Annotated in this window: 2 protein-coding genes; both read right to left on the bottom strand. The window is 42.4% G+C overall.

Annotated features, from left to right (window positions below; all coding sequences use genetic code 11):
- Positions 1-43: 43 nt before the first annotated feature.
- Positions 44-610 (bottom strand): hypothetical protein, encoded by a 567-nt coding sequence (locus K7W42_RS22625; RefSeq protein ID WP_224577668.1) that lies wholly within the window; start codon positions 608-610, stop codon positions 44-46.
- A 198-nt stretch (positions 611-808) separates the two neighbouring features.
- Entirely contained in the window at positions 809-1,975 is a 1,167-nt protein-coding gene (locus tag K7W42_RS22620) for a M23 family metallopeptidase (protein ID WP_224577667.1), read from the bottom strand.
- Between the last annotated feature and the right edge of the window lie 343 nt (positions 1,976-2,318).

Raw genomic sequence — 2,318 nt, 5'->3', positions numbered from 1 at the left:
TTCAGGAGGGTATTCCTTTGATAAGTCAACGGAGTGCCATCATTTAGTCAAATTGAGATTTCTTAATAATAGCTGCATTCGTTTCGATTAATCCGATCCAGAAGAAGCCAGATCTAGAGGATACTGTTCCATTTTTGTTGGAGTAGCCCCGGCTGGCATTTACTTTAACGGTGTTTGTCGATGGCTCATAAATAAACGGATTTGGCAGAACATTGTCGATTCCTAAATTGAAGAGCCTTACTTTGCCTAAGATTTTTTTAGTGTCAGTACTTATGCTGAAGACCGTACTTTCGGTTCCTCTGCTCCCTGAGATATTGGCCAACACATATACTGTATTGGGCCTTCCCATAACTGCATTTAGAAGTACGGAACCTTTTCCATAGTCACTGGCATTGAATAGTACATTTCCTTTTGAATTGCTGTTCGCTCTGTAGTAAAGCTGATCTGATCTAGTTTTAATTCCTTTATTCATATACACAGTTGTGTAAATTTGAGCGCCAGATTTAGTTTGAAATGTATATAAAGGCATTCCTACTACATTTTTCCCAGCTGACGTTAGCAGTGCGACAGAGAAAGTCGAGATCACGAGACCCATAGTGATACTTTTCATCTATTTTTGCTCCTTCATGAACTAAGCTTAAATCACTTTTCGTGAGACGGTATAGGCTTCCATGAGAACATATTTATATGTGTTTCGTCGCCATAATAATTAGAAGATATAGGGAATGATCGGACCATTCCCTATATCAATATAGTATCTTAGATCATAAATATGTGTTTATAGTCGCCATATCTATTCATATTTTGATTAGCAGGGAAAATATTCCCTTCCATCTCTCATGTCTGTAGTAATGTTTTGGCAAGTTGCCGTAGTGCTTCCAACACGAGCGTAAATCGGATAGTAGCTATTGGCAATGTATGTTCCATTCCCGGCAGTATCGTACAACGTAAAGTGAAGATGTGAAGCAACGTTTGGTTGAGATAAATCAAGTCCTGTATTGCCGACTGTCCCAACACTTTCCTTCGCGGCTATTAGGGCTCCCTCCGTAGGGGCAATTGTATACAAATGGGCGTAAAGTGTTACCGACCCATTAGAGTGCTGGATGCGCACTCGATTGCCGTAAGTATTGATTGCCGTGCTGCGTATCACTTCGATTACTTTTCCTTGAGCGGCAGCCCGGACGGGATCTCCGTGATCAGCTTCACCTCCGCCTCGATTTATATCTAGAGAATAGGCATCCCTGCCTGAGTGGAAGGAAGAGCCTGGATAGTGATGACCACTCACGCCCTTAGGCCAATACATCTGTACGGCCAGTGCCTGACTAGAGAGGGTTTGACTTGAGATGCTGCTCTGGTGGCTATTCAGCTTTTCATTAAGCAGCGATTGAAAAGCAATGTCGTTTCCCGCTGTCATTTCCTTGACTGTACCACAGCTTAAGTTATTCCCACATTCGATATTCAATTCAAACTGATCTGGCATTGGAAGCTCTTGATCAGGACCTGTATTTCTCTGAGCAACAAACTGAAGTTTATTTCCCTCAAGGTGGAGGCTATTGTATACTGTCCCAGAAATCTCTTGACTATAGAGATTGCTCACTTCTTTCTCTATGGTGTCATTTTCGATATTATAGAGAGCTACTGAATCTTGCGAACTGCCATTGACTGATTTGCGCAACGAAATATAGGCAAATTTGGGATTTATGGTGAATACGGCGCCAAGTACAATAAAATCCGTGCCGTTGGCAATCTTAGATGCTCTTTCTATTCCATCTACATAGGAGTGTAGCTTAAAGTCACTAAATCCATTTACGCGCAACGCATAGAGTGAGTTTCTGTCAGAAGTATCAAATACTATGGCTTCCGTGTTGATAGGTTTTCCAGCGCTCGATTCAGAGTTTTCTACTGGTCCTGTGTTGCTGCCACATGCAGAAAGGAAGAGGGCAAGGGTGACAAAAAGTATAGGAAATCTCTTCATATAACTCCTAAGTTAGTAGCATGAGAGATGAACAGAGATCATGCGATGCATATCTCGACCATGCCTTATATCTCCTCTGCTCGGTATACAGAGACGACATCTAACGGCTGAATAGCTCGCGACAACCAAAAGACGATTTGCGCCTTTGGTTTTTATAGGCTATTCCACGCAATGTCAGCTGTCGTGCAGAAGTGACTACCAAACTTCACTTACATTTTTCCAAGAACTCATCTTTTTCTCAAGACAACGACTGACGGCCTGATAAGTTTTATGAGAGCAGATGAAAAACGAGCTGCCAGCCGACCTACAGTGTTGTCCGGAGGCTCTCTAGCTGTACTTCGGG

Origin of the sequence: Deinococcus betulae, from assembly GCF_020166395.1 — a bacterium.
GTDB lineage: Bacteria > Deinococcota > Deinococci > Deinococcales > Deinococcaceae > Deinococcus > Deinococcus betulae.
The sequence above is the reverse complement of the archived record's forward strand: the minus strand, read 5'-3'. Positions and strand labels throughout refer to the sequence as shown.

Excerpts from the sequence above, each read along its gene's own strand:
- K7W42_RS22625 (WP_224577668.1), bottom strand. The coding sequence starts at position 610 with ATGAAAAGTATCACTATGGGTCTCGTGATCTCGACTTTCTCTGTCGCA.
- K7W42_RS22620 (WP_224577667.1), bottom strand. The coding sequence starts at position 1,975 with ATGAAGAGATTTCCTATACTTTTTGTCACCCTTGCCCTCTTCCTTTCT.